At 35.8% G+C, this 18,483-nt stretch carries 19 protein-coding genes and 1 pseudogene; 15 read left to right on the top strand and 5 right to left on the bottom strand.

What is annotated here, in order from left to right; all coding sequences use genetic code 11:
• Positions 1–157: 157 nt before the first annotated feature.
• The 3 genes from L0B53_RS02330 (at position 158) to L0B53_RS02320 (ending at position 1,820) form a co-directional block, all read left to right on the top strand.
• Complete coding sequence (locus tag L0B53_RS02330) at positions 158–586, top strand: Arm DNA-binding domain-containing protein (protein WP_235059698.1); 429 nt, start codon at positions 158–160, stop codon at positions 584–586.
• A gap of 8 nt (positions 587–594) precedes the next feature.
• Positions 595–1,272, top strand: a complete 678-nt coding sequence (locus L0B53_RS02325; RefSeq protein ID WP_235059697.1) for a tyrosine-type recombinase/integrase — start codon at positions 595–597, stop codon at positions 1,270–1,272.
• A 338-nt stretch (positions 1,273–1,610) separates the two neighbouring features.
• Complete coding sequence (locus L0B53_RS02320; protein ID WP_235059696.1) at positions 1,611–1,820, top strand: hypothetical protein; 210 nt, start codon at positions 1,611–1,613, stop codon at positions 1,818–1,820.
• A gap of 167 nt (positions 1,821–1,987) precedes the next feature.
• On the opposite strand, the gene L0B53_RS02315 is transcribed toward L0B53_RS02320, so the two are convergent.
• Positions 1,988–3,031 carry a LacI family DNA-binding transcriptional regulator gene (locus L0B53_RS02315; protein ID WP_235059695.1) on the bottom strand — a complete coding sequence of 348 codons (1,044 nt, stop codon included), beginning with the start codon at positions 3,029–3,031 and terminating at the stop codon, positions 1,988–1,990.
• Between the two features lie 178 nt (positions 3,032–3,209).
• Here L0B53_RS02315 and L0B53_RS02310 point away from each other — a divergent pair, with 178 nt between their 5' ends.
• The 10 genes and pseudogenes from L0B53_RS02310 to nagK all read left to right on the top strand — a co-directional run bounded on the left by L0B53_RS02310 (position 3,210) and on the right by nagK (position 13,520).
• Positions 3,210–4,382 (top strand): glycoside hydrolase family 88 protein, encoded by a 1,173-nt coding sequence (locus L0B53_RS02310; protein ID WP_235059694.1) that lies wholly within the window; start codon positions 3,210–3,212, stop codon positions 4,380–4,382.
• A gap of 29 nt (positions 4,383–4,411) precedes the next feature.
• Positions 4,412–5,392 carry a TRAP transporter substrate-binding protein DctP gene (gene dctP / locus L0B53_RS02305; protein ID WP_235059693.1) on the top strand — a complete coding sequence of 327 codons (981 nt, stop codon included), beginning with the start codon at positions 4,412–4,414 and terminating at the stop codon, positions 5,390–5,392.
• Positions 5,393–5,448: 56 nt separating this feature from the next.
• A pseudogene (locus L0B53_RS02300) lies at positions 5,449–5,874 on the top strand (TRAP transporter small permease); the annotation flags it as partial.
• A 183-nt stretch (positions 5,875–6,057) separates the two neighbouring features.
• Positions 6,058–7,362, top strand: coding sequence for a TRAP transporter large permease (locus tag L0B53_RS02295; protein ID WP_409202790.1), 1,305 nt, complete (start codon positions 6,058–6,060; stop codon positions 7,360–7,362).
• A 1-nt stretch (position 7,363) separates the two neighbouring features.
• The gene (locus tag L0B53_RS02290; RefSeq protein ID WP_235059692.1) at positions 7,364–9,091 is read left to right on the top strand and encodes a DUF2264 domain-containing protein; all 1,728 of its coding nucleotides are present in this window, start codon (positions 7,364–7,366) and stop codon (positions 9,089–9,091) included.
• A gap of 25 nt (positions 9,092–9,116) precedes the next feature.
• Entirely contained in the window at positions 9,117–9,878 is a 762-nt protein-coding gene (gene kduD, locus L0B53_RS02285) for a 2-dehydro-3-deoxy-D-gluconate 5-dehydrogenase KduD (RefSeq protein ID WP_235059691.1), read from the top strand.
• Between the two features lie 23 nt (positions 9,879–9,901).
• Positions 9,902–10,540, top strand: coding sequence for an RpiB/LacA/LacB family sugar-phosphate isomerase (locus L0B53_RS02280; protein ID WP_235059690.1), 639 nt, complete (start codon positions 9,902–9,904; stop codon positions 10,538–10,540).
• A 272-nt stretch (positions 10,541–10,812) separates the two neighbouring features.
• A complete protein-coding gene (locus L0B53_RS02275) occupies positions 10,813–11,781 on the top strand; it encodes a sugar kinase (protein WP_235059689.1) in 969 nt (322 codons plus the stop codon).
• A gap of 9 nt (positions 11,782–11,790) precedes the next feature.
• Positions 11,791–12,423, top strand: a complete 633-nt coding sequence (locus tag L0B53_RS02270; protein WP_235059688.1) for a bifunctional 4-hydroxy-2-oxoglutarate aldolase/2-dehydro-3-deoxy-phosphogluconate aldolase — start codon at positions 11,791–11,793, stop codon at positions 12,421–12,423.
• Between the two features lie 170 nt (positions 12,424–12,593).
• Positions 12,594–13,520, top strand: coding sequence for an N-acetylglucosamine kinase (gene nagK / locus L0B53_RS02265; protein ID WP_235059687.1), 927 nt, complete (start codon positions 12,594–12,596; stop codon positions 13,518–13,520).
• Positions 13,521–13,898: 378 nt separating this feature from the next.
• Here the strand turns inward: nagK and L0B53_RS02260 are convergent, their stop codons facing one another.
• The 4 genes from L0B53_RS02260 to L0B53_RS02245 all read right to left on the bottom strand — a co-directional run bounded on the left by L0B53_RS02260 (position 13,899) and on the right by L0B53_RS02245 (position 16,616).
• Positions 13,899–14,966: a hypothetical protein gene (locus L0B53_RS02260; RefSeq protein WP_235059686.1), complete on the bottom strand. Its 1,068-nt coding sequence runs from the start codon at positions 14,964–14,966 to the stop codon at positions 13,899–13,901.
• Between the two features lie 63 nt (positions 14,967–15,029).
• Complete coding sequence (locus tag L0B53_RS02255; protein WP_235059685.1) at positions 15,030–15,749, bottom strand: S9 family peptidase; 720 nt, start codon at positions 15,747–15,749, stop codon at positions 15,030–15,032.
• 109 nt (positions 15,750–15,858) lie between these two features.
• On the bottom strand, positions 15,859–16,038 hold the full coding sequence (locus L0B53_RS02250; protein WP_235059684.1) for a hypothetical protein: 180 nt from the start codon (positions 16,036–16,038) through the stop codon (positions 15,859–15,861).
• 8 nt (positions 16,039–16,046) lie between these two features.
• Positions 16,047–16,616 (bottom strand): DNA-binding protein, encoded by a 570-nt coding sequence (locus L0B53_RS02245; protein ID WP_235059683.1) that lies wholly within the window; start codon positions 16,614–16,616, stop codon positions 16,047–16,049.
• A 1,091-nt stretch (positions 16,617–17,707) separates the two neighbouring features.
• Between L0B53_RS02245 and L0B53_RS02240 the strand changes: the two genes are divergently transcribed.
• Entirely contained in the window at positions 17,708–18,103 is a 396-nt protein-coding gene (locus L0B53_RS02240) for a hypothetical protein (RefSeq protein ID WP_235059682.1), read from the top strand.
• Positions 18,100–18,408, top strand: coding sequence for a hypothetical protein (locus tag L0B53_RS02235; protein ID WP_235059681.1), 309 nt, complete (start codon positions 18,100–18,102; stop codon positions 18,406–18,408). The genes L0B53_RS02240 and L0B53_RS02235 overlap by 4 nt, the downstream gene beginning before the upstream one ends.
• Positions 18,409–18,483 lie beyond the last annotated feature (75 nt).

Raw genomic sequence — 18,483 nt, 5'->3', positions numbered from 1 at the left:
TTCGCTAAAAGCTATTGTTGCGTGGTACATTTGTGGTCTATATTGTGTTGTATACGAAAAGTATTACATCAAATGATAATTTTAAACGAAGGCATTTCTTGTTAATTGTTTTATCTCATTTATTTTTGGTTTCATGTATCACAGAGCCGAGAATTACATGGCAAAATCTGAAATGAAGATTACAGACTTAAAATTGAAGTCATTATTGGGTAAACCACAAGAGAAAACTGAGTCTTTTAGGTATAAACAAGGTTTATTTGTTCGAATATCAAAAGTTGGTGGTATTTCATGGTACTACCGATCTCGTTTTAAAGGTAAGATTATAAAGGTTGGTTTAGGTAAATATCCAGCAATAAAAATCACCGGGGTTGTGGATCTAGCTGATGAATATTCTAAGTTAATCAGCGAAGGTAAAAACCCAAGGAAAAAAGATGATGGCTCAGATATTATAACTTTTAATGATCTTTTTGAGTATAAAATTAGCACATCTAAAAAGCAAAATGCAGATACCAAAGATGCTCAACAAAAAGCTTATGCGAAACATTTTAAGCATATTATTGGGCATCTGAATATTCATAGTATCTAAAGTCGAGATTGGTTTACCGCGATATTAACTGCTTTGAACACTCTAATTTGGTAACATCTACGATCTCAACTCAATTCTCAATTTTAAAATCAGTTTTTAGCTATGGCTATAAAAACAGGATTATCAATATCAATCCATTAGATCGACATTCAGCTGAAGATTTTGGTGGATCTGTGAAAGTAAGACGAAATTTTTTTGCTTTTGAGGATATTGGAATTTTATGGCTAGCCATCACAAGAATAAAGCATTTAAAACGAAGTAAATTTATGCAATTACTCACGATTTTTGGAGCTAGGACGACTGAGTTAAGAATCGCTAAAATTTCTGACTTTGATTTTGAAAAAAATGTTTGGACTATTCCTCCTGAGAATCATAAAACAGGAGGGAATGGTGAAGTAAAACAAAGAGCAATACCTGAATTAGCCAAAGATATTATTGAAGATTTAGATTATGGGCAAACTTATTTATTTGAATCCCTAGTCAAAGTTGGTCAACCTCTTAATCGGAGATTCTGTGAAGATGCTTTATCAGATCTAAAGAAAAATCTTGGTGATCTTAATCATCGTTTAGCTAATGATTTCATTAATCATGACTTAAGACGAACGTGTAGAACTGCATGGGAGTTTGACTTGGAGTTTGATCATATAGTTTGTGAAGAGATGTTAGGTCATGAGGTAAATCAATAGCGTAGCAAAAAGTCATACTTTATTGGTAATTATCTAAAAAATAAGCTGGAAATTATGCAATTTGATGTAATTGCATAATATCCAAATATGATAAAGCTAGAGAAAAGTATCAGTAGATTAAATCAAATCTTTCTTTTTTAGCCAGTCTAAAACAGACTTTTTGGAGTAATACCTAGGGGATATTTTTGGGGGAAAGTCTGGCTCTTGTTTTCATGTATTATCAAAAAAGTGCCACTCGTATCCAGCGAAGATTAAAGCATCAAATTACCAAACACCACCAGAAAATCGCCCGTCAAAGGCCCGATTTTACTCATAAATAAACGGTAAAATTAATTAAAGTGGCGGCATTGATCGCCACCGAAAAACTCACCGTTAAGAACATGACTCGCAGTGCCAAAGGTATTGTTGAGAAAAACGGGAAAATGGTCAAACAAAAGGCCGGTCTGAATCGGGAAATCCTGAATACTGAGCCAGCCATGACTCTTAATTTGCTGCGATACAAAGTGGAAGAAGTTAGTCGCGAATTTGTTGAAGTACCAACAAAGTAAGTTAAGCCAAGTCAAACCTGTCCCGACTACGGAGCTAAAAAGGTGATTAGATATTCTTTTTGAAACTCCTTCAAAACGCGCAGCGTTTAGTGGAAGTTATTCATCGTGGTAAAAAATGATGATTTTGTTTCTCATTTTTAATGCGCTGATTAACTGGCGTTTACTAATTACTGATAAGTAGATAGTCTTTCGATAAAATTAACTGCAGTATAAGAGCGGACCATTGGCTCTTGTGGATCATTACTTAAACGTGCTAACTTGTAAATTGCTGATTTTGCTAGATTTGAGTACTCAGGCCTAACTGTAGATAGAGCTGGTGTGATGAGAGATGATATATCTAAGTCATCAAACCCAACGATGGCGATATCTTTTGGAACCGCTATATTTTTTGATTTTAAAGACTGAATAAGAGCTATAGCCATTAAATCACAGATACAAAAAACTGCATCGCAATCATGTAGTATTCCTGAGTCTACGATTTTATCCATAACAAAACTACTTCCTAAGTCTTGGCCTGCAGTGTCATTATTCATTAGTGTGAGAATTTGGGGATCAGCATAGTCACGAATATCAATAATATCTTTAGCTTGATCAAAATCTTGTTCATGTATTTTCATTGCTCGAGAGAAACCATCGACTCGTTGCTGTATGGTTAAACGAGGGATTGTTGTAAGTATTTTTGTTTTTTTATAACCATTTTGTATTAAGTTTTGACCAATAAGAAAACCACCTAACTCGTAATCAGGACTAATACTGCTTAATCTCATTAAATCATCGAAGCAATTAATGAGAACTGATGGCGTTTTTAAGCTGTGAAGAACGTCATTTAACTCATTACTATTTATACCGGCAATAATAATTGCTTCGGAATGCTTTATTTTACTTGCAATTGAAGTGATTTCACTATCGGAGTTAACAATGATTGTATCCACAGAAAGACCAAGCTTATCAGCCTCTTTTTTTAAAAACTCATAGATAGTGAAATAGAAGCTATGAGGTTGTAGTACTGAAGAGTGAATGATAATAGTTAACTTATTAAAATAAATGTTGATTGATAATGTTTTTTTTATTCTAGGTTTGTAAGCAATTTCTTCAATAGCCTGATTCACTCTTTCGACAGTTTCTGGTTTTACGATAGATGGGGTATTTATAGCTCTAGAAACTGTCGCTTTGGATACACCTGCGATTTTAGCAATTCTCTCAATACTCATTGTTTAGTCCTTATTCCCTCGATTAAGATCACAAAATTTATCTTACACCCAATGAAACAACTCATCAAAATGTTTCGTTTCATTGGGTGTGATCTACATCACGTATTTGCAGGTAATAATAAATTAAAGTCAACTCATTAGAAGAGCACCTTGTTGAATACTAGGAAAGTTAAGGTTTATGTTGAAAGAAAAAATAGAACTAAAAAAAGATATTTTAAGCAGTATCGAGCGTAATTCCTCTATTATTGGAAATAGAAATCCTATGGTTGGCGCGGGGCCTGAAGATTTTACTTGGCTTTATCCTGAAGATGATTATTTTTGGACTGACTCTTTTTGGACTGGCGAGCTATGGTTAGCTTACATGCTGACAGGGAAACAAGAATATAAAAATATGGCTCGTATGCGTTATGCTCATTTTGATAAAATTCTTAATAACCCTATGTGGCTAAATCATGATTTGGGCTTTGAATTCTCTTTAACTGCCGTTGCAGACTATAAATTAACGGGTAATGAAAAAGCGAGAACGATGGCATTAAAAGCCGCTGATGCATTACGTAGCCGTTTTAACTGGAATGGTAATTACCTTGTAGCTTGGACTGCAGGAACAGAAGGGCAAGAGCATGCTGAACTCGTTCAAGGTAAAATTATTATTGATTGTATGCAAAATTTATCATTATTAATGTGGGCATACTCAGAAACAAATATTGAATCATATAAAGAAGTTGCGATAAGACAAGCTGAAACATCATTGAAGTATTTAGTTCGAGATGATTTTAGTACATACCATACTTATGATTTTGATACAAAAACTAATCAACCTATACAAGGTCGTACATTTCAAGGCTATGCTGATGAGTCATGTTGGTCGAGAGGGCAATCATGGGCTATCCATGGCTTTGCACAGATGGCATTAATGACAGGGGATAGTCGTTATTCTGAGTTAAGTATGAAGTTGTCAGATTTTGTTATGGAACATATTACAGATGACAACGTACCTGTTTGGGATTATCGCTTACCTGAAAGCGAGGTGCAGTATAAAGATACCTCTGCAGGCTCTATTACTGCTGCTGGCCTATACCTTTTATCTGAGGTATTGGAAAAACAAGGGAAGTCCGAATTAGCTAAAAAGTACCAAGCATTTGGGGAAAAAATGTTAATGGCTTTAAGACATAATTATGACTTAACAAGCAATGAAGATGCACAAGGATTACTAAGTGATGCCGCGTCGTATGTTCATCAAGCCCACCAGTTAGATAAACAATTTTTAGCTAATGCGATGCTCCCATATGGTGATTACTACTATTTTGAAGCAGTATTAAGATCTCTTGGGCACAATAAATTATTTTGGTAATCAGGACTATCTATAAGGAAATTTCAATTATGAATTTAAAAAAAGCATTACTTCTTACTTCGGTCTGTTTGGCATTTTCAACTACGGCCTCTGCAAAGCTTTATAAGTTTGCGACAAATATTCCAAGTGATGGAGCGCCAGGTGTATTATTGCAAGAATTTGCAGATAACGTAAAAGCAGAAACCGATGGGCGTGTAAAGTTTAAAATTTTTTGGAACGGTACATTAGGTAATCAAAGTGATTATCTTCAAAAAGTGCAGAGTGGTGTTATTTCTCTAGGTATGACTAATACAGCGACACTTGAAAATATTGCACCTGAGATTGGCGTTTTAAATTTACCATATGTTTTCAGATCATTAGATGAATATAACACTACTATGTTCGATGAAAATGTAAAAACTCAAATTGATGATGCGCTATCGGCTAAAGGACTTAATCCTCTAGGCTTTTTGAGTAATGGCTTTCGAGGCATTATGACATCGAAAGAAATTAAAACGATGGCTGATTTAAAAGGGTTAAAAATTCGTACAATGGGAAGTGAAAACTACATCAAAATGCTAGAGTTTTTTGGTGCAGTTCCATCACCAATGGCCTTCAGTGAAGTTTACCCTGCACTTCAACAAGGTGTGATTGATGGTGCAGAAGGTGGCGTTGCTGCTCTTTGGGAAATCAAATATGGCGAAGTGACAAAGTACGGTACCCATACTAACCATACTAGGTTAAGTGATTACGTTGTATTCAGTGATAAATTTAAAACAAAAGTTTCTCCAGAAGACTTCAAAATAGTCTCAGATGAATTCAATAAAGTAAGTCATAAGTCCTTAACTTTTGTTGATGATAGCATGGCTAACTCTGAACAAATCGCTATTGATAAATTAGGTGTTAAAATTAATGACATTGATATTGACCCATTTGTGAAAGCTGTGCAACCAATGTATCAAGATGCAATGAACGATCCTGCTAAGAAAGACCTCTTGAATACCATTTTTGCACTTCAAGGAAGAAATTAATTATTGAAGTTTGAGGGGGTATAACTTATACCCCTTTATACAAATAAGAGCCTATTATGATTAATAATATTATAAATGAATGTGATAATTCTTCATGGTTTAAAAATTTAGATAAGTTGATTATTCAATTATTAAAACCTATTCTTGTAATGACGTTAGGTTTGATGAGTGTTTTAATTGTTTATCAAGTATTCTGTCGATATATACTAAACTCACCAAGTAATGTATCATCTGAGTTATTAACTTATATGTTGATTTGGTTAGGATTGCTGGGTGCATCAATCTGTTTTTTAGAGTCTAAACACTTAAATTTACCGATTATCGTTGATAACGTATCTGAAAGTAAAAAAGATACCCTTGCTATTATTACAGTTATTACTTCAATTTTTTTTGGCGGAATTGTTGCCTATAGTGGATTTTTAGGACTGGATAACCAATCATTTACACCTATTTTAAAAATGAATCACGGATTATTACAATCTGTTATTATTATTCTTGGTTTGGTTATTTGTCTTTCATATATAATTCAATTGAATAAGCTATTTACAAAGAATAAAAAAAATAAAATCAAAACAATAAAATATTCTATTGTATTATGTTTATTGCTAGTTGGTTATACGTTTATCAAAGATAATTCAGCATCAATGGACTATATTGAAAATAATATTGAAATAATTTCATTTTTTGTCCTATTTTTATCTTTTTTCTTTTTCTTATTAATTGGTACACCTATTGCTGTAGGTTTAGGTATTGCAGGATTAATGACTTTAAGCTTGCAAATGAATTTTTCTGAATTGGTTACAACTACTGGTGAAACACTGTTTTCATCACTTAATAATTTTGGATTTCTTGCGCTACCATTTTTTATTCTTGCTGGTAACATAATGAATCAAGGTGGTATTGCAAGACGATTAATTAATTTTGCGATGTTAATAGGGCGAAGAATTCCGGGTAGTTTATGGCAAACTAATATTGTTGCAAATATGCTATTTGGCTCTTTATCCGGCTCTGCAATAGCCGCTGCAACAGCTATTGGTGGCATTATTACGCCAATGGCAAAAGAAAAAAAGTATGATATGCCTTTTACTACAGCTGTTAATGCAGCATCATCAATATCAGGAATGCTAATTCCACCAACTGGCGTATTTATTGTTTACTCATTGATTACTGGTGGTGGTGCATCTATCGCAGCATTATTTTTAGCTGGCTATATACCAGGCTTAATTATCGGCTTGAGTGTTATGATTGTTGCTGCGATTTATGCTAAAAAGAATAATTATCCTGTATCAAAAAGTTCGATTGATTTAAATTCATTTTTAAATGTATTATGGGGAGCGTTACCTAGTTTAATGCTGATCATTATTGTGATTGGCGGAATTATTGGCGGTGTTTTCACAGCAATTGAAGCTTCTGGTATTGCTGTTATTTATAGTTTACTTCTTTCTATAATGTATAAAACAATTACTTGGAAAAGCTTAAGTAAAATATTATATGACTCAGCATTGAGTTCTGCAGTGATTTTATTTTTGATTGCTTGTTCCAGTGTCATGAGTTGGAGTATGACCTTTGCATTTATCCCTGATACTGTTGCGGAAATGCTAATAAGCTTCAGTGATAATAAATATGTCATATTAGCTTTAATCAATATTACATTATTAATTGTGGGTGTTTTTATGGATATGTCACCTGCATTATTAATATTTACACCGATTTTATATCCTATTGTTACAGGGCTAGGTGTTGATCCAGTACACTTTGGTGTCATTATGGTTTACAACCTATCTATGGGTGTCGTAACCCCACCAGTTGGAACTGTTTTGTTTGTATCTTGTGGAATATCGGGTGAGAAAATAACTAAGGTTATCAAACCATTATTACCTATATTTTTGGTGCAAATTATTGGTTTATTACTAATAACTTATTTCCCTGTATTGTCTTTGGCGTTACCTCAATTCTTTGGACTAAATTAAAATGATAACAACTCCATTTAGCAATAACGAATTAAAAACTAAAAAAGACTATCAAAAGTTAGTAAATGATTTATTTGAGCCAATTCTTCCTTATTACAATGCACAAAGTGCCCTGATTGATTTTGGAACAGGTGGTGCATGGTTTGATATGAAAGCTAGCTCTTTAGAAGGTGCTGTAAGACCTTTATGGGGAATTATTCCTTTGGTTTTAGGTGGCGGTGAATTCCACCATTGGCCGGTGATTCAAAAAGCAATTATAGAAGGTACTGATCCACAGCACCCTAATTTTTGGGGACATGTAGGAGACATAGATCAACGTTCAGTTGAAATGGCTGTTATTGGTTTTTTATTGCTTACGCTTCCTGAGTTTAGTTATACGCTATTAACTGATCAGCAAAAAGAAAATCTAGTTAATTGGTTAGCACCGATTCAATTTAAAAAGATGCCACCAAATAATTGGTTGTTCTTTACAATTCTTGTTCAAGAGGGTTTAAAAAATATTGGAAGATATGATCTTGTTGATGATGAAATCCAGAATACGTATTTTGAAAGAATAGAGAGCTGGTATTTAGGTGATGGTTGGTATGGTGATGGCGATGTTAATACTGTCGACCATTATGGTGCTTATGCAATACATTACTACAGTATTCTATATTCAACCTTTGTAAAACAACCAAACCCAAGGTTAACTGCACTATTTAAAGCAAGAGCGAAAGAATTTTTTGAACCTTTTAAATACTGGTTTTCTGATAAAGGAGAGGTTCTTCCATTAGGTCGTTCGATGGTTTATCGTTTTGCAACATCAGCATTTTGGGGAGCTTTGTCACTTGTAGAATTCAATACATCAAAGGTAAAAGAGATAAGAGGACTGTGGGAAAGACAAATCAAAGTGTGGGCAGATCAACCTATCTTTGATGCTCAAGGTCTTTTAACTCGAGGGTATTCATATCCAAACTTAATGATGTGTGAATCATATAATTCACCTACATCGCCATATTGGTGTATGAAAGCATTTTTGCCACTATGTTTACCAGATGATGCTGAATTTTGGCAGTTAGAACCACTTCCTCTTTCGGTACAGGAAGATATTTATTCTATGCCTTCTAGCCAAAGTATTGCTCAAAGAGTTAACGGTGAATCAATTGTTCATTTTTCTGGGCCCATAAATATTTTATTTCAGAAAGACAAATATAATAAATTTGCTTATACAACTTGGACTGGGGTTGATACTCACTCTTTATTATATGCAGATACATTAAGTTTTGGAGATAATATTCTGGCATTTAGTTTCGATTCCGGAGTGAATTGGCAAATGCGACATACAAACATCAAAACGACTGTTGATAATAATATTATGACAACAGTATGGAGCACTGGGGTAGTCGAAGTCGAAACTGAAATTACCGTTTGTGATAATGGCAAATCTATAAGAAAACATACATTTGAGTTGTTAAATGATGCTTGGGTTGTTGAGACTGGTTATGCAGTAGGTCATTGGTATCAAGAGCCAACGATTGTAAAAGAAAGTAGAACATCTCCGACAATTGAAGTTCAAGCAGAAGAACAGCAATCTGTTATTAAAAGTTTGGATAAGTATGAGAAGGAAGCATTATCTTCTATACGCATACATACCAATATTGTGCATCCTAGAGCGACGGTGCCATTTTTGTTAACTAAATTAAAACGTGGAAAACATATTTTAATTAGTGAATTTACAGCAAGTAATTAATAAACCATAAAAAAAAGTGATTTTAATGATAAATAATAAGTTTGATTTAAATGGAAAAGTAGCCATCGTTACAGGATGTAATACAGGGCTAGGGCAAGCAATGGCTGTATCATTAGCATCTGCTGGATGTGATATTGTAGGTGTTAATGTTTCTGAACCAACAGAGACACAAGGCTTAGTTCATGATTTAGGCAGAAAGTTCTTAGATGTTCGTGCAGATCTATTTAATCAATCTTCTGTTGGCGAGATCGTGGATCAAGCTGTTAATACATTTGGAAAAATTGATATCCTTGTCAATAATGCCGGTATTATCCGTCGAGCTGATTCTGTTGATTTTACAGAAAAAGATTGGGATGACGTCATGGATATTAATGCAAAAACGGTATTCTTCTTTTCACAAGCTGTGGCTAAACAGTTTATTAAACAAAATAGTGGCGGCAAAATTATAAATATTGCATCTATGCTTTCATTCCAAGGTGGGATCCGCGTACCATCATATACTGCATCCAAAAGTGCAGTAATGGGCTTGACTCGTTTAATGGCAAATGAATGGGCGAAACACAACATTAATGTAAATGCAATTGCTCCTGGATATATGGCAACAGATAATACAGCAGCTTTACGAGCTGATGAGAAAAGAAATGCAGAAATTGTTTCACGTATTCCAGCAGAGCGTTGGGGTCTGCCAGAAGATCTAAGTGGGCCGGTAATCTTTTTAGCTTCTGATGCTGCAGCGTATGTAAATGGTTATACGCTAGCAGTTGATGGTGGTTGGTTAGCACGTTAAATTTTAAAAGAGGAAAAGAAAAAATGAAAATCGCATTAATGATGGAAAATAGCCAAGCACCTAAGAATGCTATGGTAGCAAAAGAACTCAATGAAGTTGCAGTAAATACACTTGGACATGATGTCTACAATGCAGGTATGTTAGATGAAAACGATCATCACCTGACATACATTCATCTTGGTATTATGGCAAGCTTATTGCTGAATTCAAAAGCTGTTGATTTTGTTGTTACTGGTTGTGGAACAGGTCAAGGGGCGATGATGTCATGTAATATCCATCCAGGAGTGAATTGTGGTTACTGTTTAGAGCCATCAGATGCTTTCTTATTTAATCAAATCAATAATGGTAATGCACTATCATTGGCTTTTGCAAAAGGCTTCGGTTGGGCTGGCGAGCTTAATGTTCGTTATATATTTGAAAAAGCATTTACAGGTGAAAGAGGGCAAGGCTACCCTATTGAACGTGCTGCGCCTCAGAAACAAAATGCGTCAATTCTAAATGATGTAAAAGCAGCTGTAACTCAGGATATTCTTACAGGTTTAAAAGCCATGGATCAAGAACTTGTAAAAACTGCGGTAGGCAGCTCTCAGTTCCAAGCTTGTTTCTTTGAAAATTGCCAAGAGCCAACTCTGGCTGAGTATGTGAGAAGTTTAATTGATTAAGATAAATTAATATTTAATACGATCTGTCGCCTTATATAATATATAAGGCGGCTTTCTATTTTTATTTTGCAAATTTCTATTTAAATATACTTTTTATTCTTTAGACTGCTCTATTATTTTCTTCAATTTAGAGTGTGATATAGTCTGTATTTATTAGGTCTTGTAAATTATTAACGAGTAATGACTAATATTTAATGAATAGATATTATTAATCTATTTTTTTATACCTAATACAACGTTGTGAATGACTTTTAGATAAGATGACAAATGCCATGAAAAACATCGCAATTATTGGTGAATGTATGATAGAACTAAATGGTAAACCGTTTGGTAATATGCATCAAACTTTTGGGGGAGATACACTCAATGCGGCTATTTACCTTTCGCGTAGCTTGCCAGACAAATCTGAAAATATAGAAACTCCTGTTCGTATTTCCTACGTTTCAGCACTTGGTAGTGATCCATTAAGTCAAGGTATGCTAGCTCATTGGCAACAAGAAGGGATAGATACTCGTTTTGTATTAGAAGACAAAGTAAGAACACCGGGACTTTACCTGATCCAACTTGATGATGAGGGTGAACGTACCTTTTTGTACTGGCGTAATCAATCTCCTGCGCGTTATCTACTTCAACATCCTGAGTTTGAAAGTCATGCTGAACAGCTAAAGACAATGGATATGGTCTTTTTAAGCGGTATTAGCTTAGCTATTTTGCCTGATGAAGATCGTCAAAAACTACTCACTTTACTTGTTCAACTGCGCGAAAATGGGGTAGAAATTGGATTTGATAGTAACTTTAGAGCCTCACTATGGCCACAAAATGATAACGATCAAACAGTCAAAGATTGTTACCAATTGATGTATCAAACCACAGATCTGGCATTGGTAACTTTTGATGATGAACAACAACTTTGGGGAGATAATACGCCTCAAGAGACATTAGTTCGTCTCCAAAAAGCAGGGGTTAAAAAAGCTGTGATTAAACTGGGTGCTGAAGGTTGTCTCACTCAAGATTTTTCTACACAGGATGCACCGATTTCTGTAGCGACAACGCCCGTTCAAAATGTGGTAGATACAACCTCTGCAGGTGACTCCTTTAATGGTGGTTTTTTAGCTCACTATTTACAAGGCGCAGTAATCAGTGACGCGAGCCAACGTGGTAATGCACTTGCAGGTATCGTGATTCAACATAAAGGGGCGATTATCAGTAAAAGCGCCACCGATACCGTAACCAAATTATAGAGAGATATCATGTCTACCATTAATCAACAATTACAATTGCTTAAAGTGATCCCAGTTATCGCCATTGATAAGGCAGAAGATATTCTTCCATTAGGTAAAGTACTGGTAGAGAATGGTCTACCTGCGGCTGAAATCACCTTCCGTTCAGACGCAGCAGTTGAAGCGATCCGCCTACTTCGTGAAGCTTACCCTGAGATGCTAATTGGAGCTGGAACGGTACTTAACCGTGAACAAGCTCAAGCTGCTAAAGATGCTGGGGCAACCTTTGTTGTTTCTCCTGGCTTTAATCCAAATACCGTAAAAGCATGTCAAGAGATCGGCATTGATATTATTCCAGGTGTAAACAACCCAAGTGCCGTTGAAGCCGCTCTGGAAATGGGACTTACAACATTAAAGTTCTTCCCTGCTGAAGCTTCTGGTGGTGTAAATATGGTGAAATCACTGCTTGCTCCTTACACAGCTGTTAGCATCATGCCGACAGGTGGTATTAACCCTAAAAATATTCACGATTATTTAGCGATCCCTCGTGTTCTAGCTTGTGGTGGCACATGGATGGTTGATAAGAAGCTGATTGAAGCGGGTGAGTGGGATGAGCTAGCTCGTTTAACCAGAGAAGCTGTAGCACAAGTTAATTCTAATTAAATCAAAAATAAATATAATCGGTAACTTGTAACGTTGATAATCTATATATTTACTTTTTTAAAAGTAATATATAGATTGTCTTTTATTTACTTATTTCATAGAAAATAATTAAATATAATAATTTTATTTATAAAGATATTTTTATACTAACTTTTAAAATGGAGTGTTTCATGCTTTATGGCTTTGATATTGGTGGTACTAAAATTGAATTTGGTGCGTTTGATAGTTCATTAAGGCGTATAGCAACAGAACGAGTAGCAACACCAATTAATGATTACAACCTATTAATTGAGACAATTCATTTATTGATAAAAAAACATGATCAAATCTTTGATGAAGAAGGCACTGTTGGTATTGGTTTACCAGGTATAGAGCACCCTGAAACAGGTTTGATTCTAACCGTTAATGTTCCAGCTGCAAATAATAAGGCATTAAAAACAGATTTAGAAAAAACTATTGGCCGTAAAGTGTTAATAGAAAATGATGCTAACTGCTTTGCTCTATCTGAAGCTTGGGATACCTCTTTACAACACCATAAATGTATAGCTGGTTTAATATTAGGTACTGGTTTTGGAGGGGGATTAGTTCTTGATGGTGAAATTTTTACAGGATCAAATCATGTATCTGGTGAGGTAGGGCATGTAAGACTCCCAATTGATGCTTGGTTTCATTTAGGTAGCAATCCACCGTTGTTTACTTGTGGATGTGGTAATAAAGGCTGCATGGATAATTACTTATCTGGAAGAGGCTTTGAACAACTATACCTCCATTATTACGGGGAGCAATTGTCTGCTGTAAAAATTATTAAAAATTACAATAATGGTGATAGCCAAGCAATCGAATTTGTTGACCGATTTATGGAGTTACTCGCTATTTGCTTTGCTAACTTATGTACAGCAATAGATCCTGATGTAATAGTATTAGGGGGAGGGCTATCTAATTTTGATTTAATTTATCAGGAAATCCCAATACGTATGCAAAAGCACCTCTTATCAGTTTCAAAACCACCTCAAATTTTAAAAGCGAAACATGGAGATTCTGGTGGAGTTCGTGGTGCAGCATTCCTTCATTTAGAGTCAAATACAGCTGATGATTGATGTATTGCATCGTTGGAAGTCGGCAAGTATTTAGCTTGAAAAAATAACATATACCCAAAGTAATTGGAGTGGCTAGTAGGCGGCAAGTGAATGAGGCCTCATGAGTATAGGTGTACTATATGATTGGGGCGAATGAGCGTAGCCAGCAACCTAGCAACTTCAAGTAAGAAGGGTATAGAAGTAATCCGAAAAGTGTAATGGTAGGATGATCTTGGAGACTTATTAAGCCTTATAACCATTATTATGAGGTTTAAAGTGAAGCGAAAAATATATGCAATTAAAGAAAGTGGCTTAATGAGTCTCCAATATTAGTAGACCATTACAAAAGTAAAAAGAAATTGAGCAATAATAGTAATGAATTACTTAATTTCAGTAGGATTAATTTAAGGTTGTTAAGGTATTTGAACTACTTATCATTGCAACAATAAGAGCAGAAATAAAGCCAGCCAAATACGGGTTATTTGTGGCAAGATATAACTTCCTTGATAGGATGGCTGCAAGAGGAAGAATAATCACCATCGGTATCGCCCAAATACCTAAGATTGAGACACCGCCAATCAAACTTTGCTCTCCAGTACTAAAAAATATCATATAATTCAAAATGACTAATACCAACATGCTCAACCCATTAAAAAGGGATAGTACAGCAATATTGACAGCTTTAAATCTGGTCATCTTAAAATGGTTAAATACATTGATTGCAATACTATTGGGTATGTAAAACAATAAGAATAACGGTAAGAAGCTTAAGGCATAACTAATTTTATCTGCTTCAAATGCTTTAAAGGCAATTAACCATAAGCGAAAGTCGGTTTGGAAGAGGTAATCGGCGAGAAAAACCAACATAAAGACAGCGATAACGACATACAATGAGAAAAGCAGGGTCGGTATCCAGAGTGCTCTCTTTAGTACTAAACCTCGCGCTTTGATAATATCAAATTTTGGAAAAAAGAGACTACTTATTCCGAGCATAATGATGGTCATTAGCCCCATAAAGGCACTCCAAATCCCAATAAAAAAGACAGGGGATTGTAGTAACCAGCTTGGCTGAATGCTGGATGACCACCCATACATGGTGACATAACCCCAGTAAGATAGCCCAACTAAAGTGAATGACGATAGCCAGAACCAAGCGTATTCACGTTTGCTGGGTTTGGGTAACATAGTGACGGTCTCTTTGGTTTTTAGAGGAGAGAAATACGTGAAGCTAAGCAAGTATTTCGAAAAAGAGACAATGAAGATGGCTAATCCGATAAGCCCTAGTGCATTAAATAGTGTTTTAAGTGGCCATATTTGACTGTCGTTGTCTTTAGAGGTAGATGGGGTTCCTAATGTTCTGTCAAAGAAATCAATCAAGTAAGAAACGGTGGTTGTTGAAAAATGGTTCCAAGGGTGTGTTTCATAAGGAGTGAAAATAACACGTTTAGCCAGCGTTTCATCAATCATCTCTTCGTAATAAGTCTCCCCATCTTTTTGAGACGTTGGTGTTTGGCCAAAGTGTAAGAAAGATTATGCTGCATGGGTATGAATGTAATTTTTTGGTGGACTAACCGTGCCATCTGCCATTTTACTTCTAAAGAAAAACTCATCAAATTGTGCTGCAACAATACCGACATCGCGGTCGCCATATCGGTTAACATAATCTCTGTCTTCAATTTTTGGTTGTGATGCCCAAAACATCGGCTCATCTGGTGAGGAGGTATACATGGCATCATTAGCGATTAATAGGACAGACGAGATCAGGCCTTCCTTATCATCTAAAATAGCCCAATTAGATGCACGTGCACCATTGCTGTGTCCAGTGATACCAATACGACTTTTATCTATATAAGGCAGCTCGGATATTAATAAAACAGCATCATATAATCCTGTACCATGTTTCCGCCACTCAGAAGACGTCACTGGATCTGAATTACCATGACCATACATATCGATTGAGATAACAACATACCCCCTGCGACTGAGCTCAATATTATTGAGGTCTTGAAACTCTCTATTGTTATACCATCCATGACTGGTGACAACCCCTGGAGCGTTGCCACTTTTAACGGCCGAGTCAGGTAGATAGAGTAGGGCGCTAATGAGTTGCCCACTTGCGGTCTCCCATCGCATATCTTTAATGGTGACATGACCATTATCACTCTGAATAATTGATGCTCCCCATGCACTAATTAGGCAAAGTAGGAGAGAAATTATTAGGTAGACCTTATTTTTTATTTTATGAACCACAAGAAACTCCTTTTCTTTTTGTAAGCCTGCGAGTGTAGTTAAGTTGTTCACTTTATTCTGTTATATCGTTAGCAAATATAGATATCATTTTTTATTTTGATTGAGTGCACTAGGTATCGACCATCTTATTGATGGTCTCTACTATAAGGTGTAGAAGGAGAATAATTGAAATATTCAATGTATCGGATCGTGAGTGATTGACTGCGCCATCCAATACAGATGGTACTTGAGTTGTATCTTCATTCAGTGCTTTGTTTTTTAGTGTTGTTAATTCGGCATTTTTCCCCATAATTTCGCTTAGCTGTTTCTCAAATAGAGGGGGTTAAGGTCTTCTTTTTTTAATGTGAGCTTACTCATTTCTTCTAATTGCGCAGCAAGGTGACTATTTTCCTTCTCTAAACTGGCAACCTGTTGTTTTGATAGCGTACTTACTTGGTGTTGAGTATTCTGTTGCTCTTGAATTTGATGGTTAAAAAGCGCTAATTCTTCATCCCTTTTTTTGATAGTTGCTTCGAGTTTGAGTCTCTTTTGTTTGTATGCTTGCTCTTTTTCCTGAATAGATTGGATTTGCGCATGAAGTTCATTTTCTAGCTCTTCAACCTGTAGTTCAAGAGTGCTTGTTTTCTTAGTACAGGTGTCTACGACCATTGTGGCGATAGATTCTGATAATTTTTGAATGGTTTCACTTTTTGCTGATACCGTTATTTCGTGGAGCCGTTCTTCTCTCATTTCCCTTCGGATACGAGTAACTTCATTTCTATCACCCCCCGTTTTATTCATCACGTCATTAATCGTTGGGTATTCACCATTTTTGGTTAAGCTGATGCTGACTTGTTTTATTTTTTCTCGCTTTTGTTTTTTATTCATTTTAACGCTCTCCATTCATTCGTTGAGTAAACAGTGGTATTAGTAATCTTGTGTGTTGCGACGTCTACCATTAATCTTTTGGTTAAAAATTCAAACCCCATTTAAAGTAGATAAAACGCTAAGGGTGTTAAAAGTGAATAAATAATCGTTGACAGATAGGTGGTTGACTTGATGGTTGGATGGGCTTATTTAGGTCATGCTGTTTGATTGATACTGAGGTGTGAGATGTAAAGCGTATTGACTCAAGTGACTTCATTTACGTTGAGATTAGAATGATTTTGCGTAAAGGTAGCGCCGTCAAATTTATAATTTGACGGCGCTATTGTGTTCATCTTATTCCTTACCAGTCCTTGCCTTTCAACATTTTCCTTCAGAAGTTTTTCGCAGTTTTCTTGATAATTTATTAAGTTAGTGCCGTTTTGATTCGATAATCTAGGTTAAGCTTTTATCCAACTGGTCGATGACGAGTTTCTCAATTATGAGAGATAAAAGACAGACTTTTCAATGAGAGAAAGAGAACGAAAAAATAAGCTACGGCATTCAATTCATGACGATGACTCAAGTGAAATCTTGTCAGGCAAGACGTAAATGCCCCCTTGGGATGTGATGAATTTAAGCGCATAACAACTATCATCAAGCGAAGATATAAATGCACACTGGCGAGTGTTATACGCAAAAAAAATCAGGAGGTTTCAATCTACCGTTTGCTTCTGCGAGAGAGCACCTGACCCTATGTCATAAGGGACGATAATCTTGCTTACCATTCACCAATTACTACGTATATAAGTAGAACAATAATAATGACACAGACTCAACCACAGAGAGGATTAAAACGATAACAAAGGAGTGACTAGATGAGGAAATTACATGTAAGAAATTTTGGCTGCGGCTCAAGAAAAATTAGCTACGCCCTGCTCAATGCCATGAAGGAAAAGCACGTCTCTTTTTCGACGCTGGCTAACTACAAAAGCCATCTCAAACGATTTGAAGCTTACTTACTGAATGAAGGGATACGTGATTTAAGGCATAATTGCGTCATCTTGTTCTGCGTTATAAAGAGAGTTCACTGCTTGATGCAAAGAAGGTACTCATTGAGTTTCATCGAACAGGAACAAGTTTCTGCATTAGAAAAAGCAGCACAACTTCAAGGACATGATTATTCTTTAACCCCCAATGGCACTAGGTTCCAATCTCAGAAATCCAGTGACTATCATCAGATTTCCCAACTCGATTTTCATTTTCATCAAGAACGCCACGCTTTTGCAAACCACCAATATGAGCGGATAACACAGTGTTTATCACCGGTTCAATCAATCTCTATTCGGGATGATGGTCGTATTTCTCATCTTGAATACCTCTCTCAGACGTTAGGCATCAATCTAGACGATGCAAAAAAGGTTGATAAAGATGCCCGGTTAACGATTTCAAATATGTTGGGGCATGGAAGAGAAGCGGTAACGAGTCAGTACATTGGAGGTAAGTCATGACGAAAGAGTCTTATCAGCATTTTTTACTGGCGACATCTGGTTATCGACGAACCGGTGCAAAAGTGTATCGGAAAAAGCAAATTCAACGAGCACAAATGATTATCGAAGACATGATGCAGCATCGAAGCGATATTTATGGTGATATTTTAAGGATTGGGCGCAAGGACTTTGGTCTGTACTGGGAAAGAACAAAGACAGAATCTCAACGAGTGAGGGTTGAGAAGTATCGTATTCTTCAATTTATCTTTCAGCAAATCAACCCAAAAGTTAGCGTCCCAAAACCGAAAGAATTCACTCAGAAATAAATTGTATTTTTCTTAGCGTTGGTGCCGTAAAGTCATGACTCATAACTTTATTCTATCCATATAGATACCGCCGGT

The sequence above is a fragment of the Vibrio sp. SS-MA-C1-2 genome (genome assembly GCF_021513135.1).
Taxonomy (GTDB): Bacteria; Pseudomonadota; Gammaproteobacteria; order Enterobacterales; family Vibrionaceae.
This window is presented reverse-complemented; position numbering and strand designations above follow the sequence as displayed.

Coding starts and splice junctions, on each gene's coding strand:
- L0B53_RS02315 (WP_235059695.1), bottom strand. CDS start 3,031: ATGAGTATTGAGAGAATTGCTAAAATCGCAGGTGTATCCAAAGCGACA.
- L0B53_RS02245 (WP_235059683.1), bottom strand. CDS start 16,616: ATGAATAAAAAACAAAAGCGAGAAAAAATAAAACAAGTCAGCATCAGC.
- L0B53_RS02280 (WP_235059690.1), top strand. CDS start 9,902: ATGAAAATCGCATTAATGATGGAAAATAGCCAAGCACCTAAGAATGCT.
- L0B53_RS02330 (WP_235059698.1), top strand. CDS start 158: ATGGCAAAATCTGAAATGAAGATTACAGACTTAAAATTGAAGTCATTA.
- kduD (WP_235059691.1), top strand. CDS start 9,117: ATGATAAATAATAAGTTTGATTTAAATGGAAAAGTAGCCATCGTTACA.
- L0B53_RS02275 (WP_235059689.1), top strand. CDS start 10,813: ATGAAAAACATCGCAATTATTGGTGAATGTATGATAGAACTAAATGGT.
- L0B53_RS02310 (WP_235059694.1), top strand. CDS start 3,210: ATGTTGAAAGAAAAAATAGAACTAAAAAAAGATATTTTAAGCAGTATC.
- dctP (WP_235059693.1), top strand. CDS start 4,412: ATGAATTTAAAAAAAGCATTACTTCTTACTTCGGTCTGTTTGGCATTT.
- L0B53_RS02290 (WP_235059692.1), top strand. CDS start 7,364: ATGATAACAACTCCATTTAGCAATAACGAATTAAAAACTAAAAAAGAC.
- L0B53_RS02235 (WP_235059681.1), top strand. CDS start 18,100: ATGACGAAAGAGTCTTATCAGCATTTTTTACTGGCGACATCTGGTTAT.
- L0B53_RS02270 (WP_235059688.1), top strand. CDS start 11,791: ATGTCTACCATTAATCAACAATTACAATTGCTTAAAGTGATCCCAGTT.
- nagK (WP_235059687.1), top strand. CDS start 12,594: ATGCTTTATGGCTTTGATATTGGTGGTACTAAAATTGAATTTGGTGCG.
- L0B53_RS02260 (WP_235059686.1), bottom strand. CDS start 14,966: ATGATTGATGAAACGCTGGCTAAACGTGTTATTTTCACTCCTTATGAA.
- L0B53_RS02250 (WP_235059684.1), bottom strand. CDS start 16,038: ATGGGGAAAAATGCCGAATTAACAACACTAAAAAACAAAGCACTGAAT.